General features: G+C 34.7%; 2 protein-coding genes. Both read left to right on the top strand.

What is annotated here, in order from left to right; genetic code table 11:
* On the top strand, positions 1–1421 hold a 1421-nt coding region (locus PHI88_03645), incomplete at its 5' end, for a DNA-directed RNA polymerase subunit beta (GenBank protein ID MDD5552221.1).
* A gap of 75 nt (positions 1422–1496) precedes the next feature.
* Positions 1497–5093, top strand: coding sequence for a DNA-directed RNA polymerase subunit beta' (gene rpoC, locus PHI88_03650; protein ID MDD5552222.1), 3597 nt, complete (start codon positions 1497–1499; stop codon positions 5091–5093).
* Positions 5094–5206: the final 113 nt, after the last annotated feature.

Raw genomic sequence — 5206 nt, forward strand, 5'->3', positions numbered from 1 at the left:
GCCAGATAATAATTGCCCAGGAAGATGGAAAGGTAAAAGAAGTAGACGCCTCTCGTATCGTGGTAAAAGAAAAGAAACAGGAGAGAGAATACAAACTTTTAAATTACGTAAGGTCAAATCAATATACTGGTATTCATCAAAAACCAACTGTAAATAAAGGAGATGTGGTAAAAAAAGATCAACCCCTTTCAGATGGAGCTGCTATAAGCGAAGGAGAAGTTTCTCTTGGAAAAAATCTTCTTTGTGCATTCATTCCATGGAGAGGAGCGAATTATGAAGACGCTCTTATAATTTCAGAGAAGGTTCTTAAAAAAGATCTTTTCACATCTTTACATATTGAAGATTTTATTTGTGATGCCAGAGAAACAAAACTCGGGCCGGAAGTTACAACTAACGATATTCCAAATGTTTCTGAAGAAAAACTAAGAAATCTTAATTCAGACGGAATTATAAGAGTCGGAGCAGAAGTTGAAGAGGGCGATATTTTAGTTGGAAAAATTTCTCCAAAAGGAAAAGAAGAATTAACGCCAGAAGAGATGCTTTTGAAGAAAATTTTCGGAGAAGAATCACAGGACATAAAAGATACTTCTTTAGTTGTGCCTCACGGAAAACGCGGGAAAGTTATTAGAGTAAAAGTTTTTGAAGCTGAAAAGGGAGACCTACTTGAGCCTGGTGTTATTAAAAAAATTCAAGTTGAAATTGCATATCTTAGGAAAATTTCAGTGGGTGATAAATTAGCAGGACGTCACGGTAACAAGGGCGTTATAGCAAAAATTTTACCAGAAGAGGAAATGCCATTTTTAGAAGATGGAAAACCCGTTGATATTATTTTTAACCCCCTTTCTGTTGCTTCAAGAATGAATATTGGTCAAATTTTTGAAACACACTTGGGTTTTGCAGCAAAAAAACTTGGATATCAATCATTGTGTCCCGTGTTTGACGGACCCACTGTTGAAGAGATAAAAGAAGAGCTTAAAAAAGCGGGATTGCCCGAAGACGGAAAAGTTCTTTTGCATGACGGAAAGACGGGCCAGGTTTTCCGAGAAAAAATAACAGTAGGGTATATGTATGTTATGAAATTAATTCATATGGTTGAAGATAAAATCCACATGAGATCAATCGGTCCTTATTCTTTAATCACTCAGCAGCCACTTGGAGGTAAGGCGCAATTTGGTGGACAGAGATTTGGTGAGATGGAAGTTTGGGCATTAGAAGGATATGGAGCGGCTCATACTCTCCAAGAAATGTTGACTATAAAGTCTGATGATGTTCCGGGAAGAGCTGAAACGTATGAATCAATTGTAAAAGGAGAGGAGATAAAAACACCAAATATTCCTTCTTCCTTTAACGTTCTAGTTTCTGAGTTAAAATCACTTGGTTTTAATGTTGAGGTAATAAAAAAAGAAAAGGAAGAAAAATAATACGGAGCAAGCATTAATATTTTGCCCCGCAAAAATTAGGGAGCTGACGCATTAATATTTTGCCCCGAAAAAATTATGTCAAAAGTAGAAAGATTTGATGCAATTAAAATAAGTCTTGCCTCTCCGCAAGAAATTTCTCTTTGGTCTTATGGTGAAATTACAAAGCCAGAGACAATAAACTATCGAACTCAGAGGCCAGAAAAAGATGGTCTTTTTTGTGAAAAAATTTTTGGCCCTACAAAGGACTATGAATGTTATTGTGGAAAATACAAAAGAATAAGATATAAAGGTATTATATGTGATAAGTGTGGAGTTGAAGTTACCAAGTCATCTGTAAGAAGGGAAAGAATGGGTCATATTTTACTTGCAACTCCAGTCGCTCACATTTGGTTTTTCAGGGGTGTTCCTTCGAGGGTAGGACTTTTACTTGGAAAACCGATGCAAGATGTTGAAAGAATAGTTTATTTCGTTTCATATATTGTCATCTCGGTAGACGAAGTAGCTAAGAAAAAAATACTTCAAGATGTTGAAGAAGAGTTTAAGAGAAAAAATAAAGAGAAAAATAATAAAAAAGAGCAAGAAGAGTTAAAGAAAATAAGAGATGAGACGGTTCAAGAGATTAAAGATCTTAAAGAGGGAGTTGTTATATCTGAGAACGGTTATAGAAGATTTTCTTTAAAGTATGGTTCTATTTTTAAAGCAGGAACTGGAGCTGAAGCATTGAGGGAGATTTTTGAAAAAATGGATCTTAAGAAATTAGAGAAAGAACTTGAATCAAAACATAAAGAATCTAGTCAAGAAAATAAAAAGAAAATCCGCCAACGTCTCAGTCTTGTAAGGAAGTTTATTGACTCTGAAATTCGCCCAGAGTGGATTTTTTTAACAAACCTTCCAGTGATACCGCCGGATTTGCGTCCCATGGTACAGCTTGACGGCGGAAGATATGCTTCCTCAGACTTAAACGATCTTTACAGAAGAGTAATTAATAGAAACAATCGGTTAAAATATCTAAAAGAGATTGACGCTCCAGAAATTATACAAAGAAATGAGAAAAGAATGTTACAGGAGGCTGTTGATGCTCTAATAGATAATTCATCAAGGAGAAAGCCACAACAGACAACAGCAAGTACAGGAGGTAAAAGAGAATTGAAGTCTTTAGCCGATATGCTTAAGGGAAAACAAGGAAGATTTCGTCAGAATCTTCTTGGAAAAAGAGTGGATTATTCTGGAAGATCTGTTATTGTTGTGGGACCAGAGTTGAAATTAGATGAGGTTGGTATCCCAAAGAAAATGGCTCTCGAACTTTTTAAGCCATTTATAATACACAAAATTATAGAAAGGGGACTTGCTCATAATGTAAGAGGCGCTGGTATTTTAATTTCTGAAGAAAGAGAGGAGGTTTGGGAAATATTAGAAGAAATTATTGATGGTAAATATTTACTTTTGAATAGAGCGCCAACTCTTCATAGACTTTCTGTTCAGGCTTTCAAGCCATTATTAATCGAAGGAAACGCTCTCCAAATTCATCCCTTGGTTTGCCCTGCTTTTAATGCTGACTTTGATGGTGACCAAATGGCAGTTTTTCTGCCTTTATCTAAAAGAGCCCAAAGAGAAGCTTCAGATCTAATGGTTTCAACAAAAGGAGTTTTAAAGCCAGCCACGGGACGTCCAATTGCTATTCCAAGACAAGAAATGATACTTGGTTGTTATTTTTTAACTAAAGTGAAGCCTGGATTAAAAGGAGAAGGTAAGATTTTTGCAAGTCCAACTCAGGCAAAAATAGCATTTGATTTTGGAGAGATAGATTCTCAGGCAAAAATAAAGATATTAAAAGATTGTGATTATTTTAAACAAAGGAAGATAGAGTGTAATGAAAAATTCATTGAAACTTCTGTCGGCAGAATTCTTTTTAATGACATTTTGCCCAAGGATTTTCCTTACCAGAATGATCTTAAGGACTCAAGAAAAATTCAGTCTTTAATTACTGTTTTAATAGAGAAATATCCCCACGAAAGAGCAATTAATTTTCTCGATAGCATAAAAAATCTTGGTTTTGAGGCATCAACATCTTCTTGTATCACCTGGGGTATAGATGATCTTATTGTGCCAGAGAAAAAACAAGAAGTTTTGGGAAAGTCTGAAAAAGAAGAAATTGAAATTAGAAAACAATATATGCAAGGATTTTTATCAGATAGGGAAAGAAAGGATAAAATTATTGAAATTTGGCAAAGAGCAAAAGACGAAATTTCGGAAGAAGTTTTAAATTCTATCTCAAAGGACGGATCTGTTTTTTATATTATTGATAGTGGTGCGAGAGGTTCTTGGGCACAACCATTTCAGATGGCTGGGATGAAAGGACTTGTTGCAAACCCAGCTGGAGAGACTATAGAGTTACCTGTTAAAAAAAGTTATTATGAAGGACTTACAACTCTTGAATACTTTATTTCAACTCATGGCGCAAGAAAAGGAACTGTAGATACTGCCCTAAGAACTTCAAGTGCAGGATATCTTACAAGAAGGTTGGTTGATGTTGCTCATGAATTAATTGTTAAAGAAAAGGATTGTGGTGATAGAAAAGGAATAATAATTCAAAAAAAAGGTTTTGAAGAGTTAGATCAAGACTTATTCCAGAAATTGCTCGGTAGGATAGTTCTTGAAGATATAAAAAATAAAAAAGGGAAAGTACTTTTAAAGAAAGGGGAGATTATTGATGAAAATAAATTAAGAGAAATTGAAAATGAAGATATTGAGTCATTTAATGTGCGTTCACCCCTAAGCTGTAAATGTCTTAAGGGGATTTGTCAGAAATGTTATGGCATGGATTTAACAACACACCAGCTTGTGAAACTTGGAGAAGCTGTTGGAGTTGTGGCAGCTCAAGCGATTGGAGAACCAGGAACTCAGTTGACCATGAAAACTTTTCACACTGGAGGTGTTACAGGAGTTGGAGATATTACTCTTGGTCTACCGCGTGTTGAAGAAATTTTCGAAGCAAGATCTCCCAAGGGAGAAGCTCCTATATTTGAGGAACCAGGGAGAGTACTTAAGATTAAAAAAGAAAGAACAGAAACTATAATTGAAGTAAAAACAGAAAAAAAGAAAAAGAAAGAATATAAAATTCCGGCAAAAGTTGATACCCTAATAAAAGAAGGAGAGATGGTTGTTCCGGGACAGGCAATAATAGAAGGGAGGATTGATATCAAGAAGTTATTTAAAGCAGCTGGCCAGGAAAAAGCCCAAAAATATATTTTAAATGAGGTTCAAAAAATTTATACAGAAGAGGGTGTTTCGATTCATGATAAACATGTTGAGACAATTATTCGTCAACTTTTCTCAAGGGTAAAAATTGTAAAAGTGGGAGATTCTAATTTCGCAAAAGGGGAAGTTATCTCAAGAGCAAGACTTGCTGAAGTAAATAATAAAATTAAAAGAGAAAATGGAGAGGAAGCAAAAGAAAAACCAGTTCTTTTGGGCATTACAAAAGTTGCCTTATCAACAGATAGTTTTCTTTCAGCAGCATCTTTTCAAGAAACTTCCAGGGTTTTGATAAAAGCCGCGATTGAAGGAAGAGAAGATAATCTTGAGGGTCTTAAAGAAAACGTAATTATTGGAAAGCTTGTTCCATCGGGCACTGGTTTTATAATTAACGATAAAGACAATAAAGAAAAATAAAAAAAGATAAAAATAGCCGATTATTATCGGTTATTTTTTTAATTAAAAAATTTTGAAATTTCGTTTTGTTTGATATACAATAAAGGAATGAAAGTTATGTCAAGAAAGAAAAA

The sequence above is a fragment of the Candidatus Paceibacterota bacterium genome (genome assembly GCA_028716825.1).
Taxonomy (GTDB): domain Bacteria; phylum Patescibacteriota; class Minisyncoccia; order Minisyncoccales.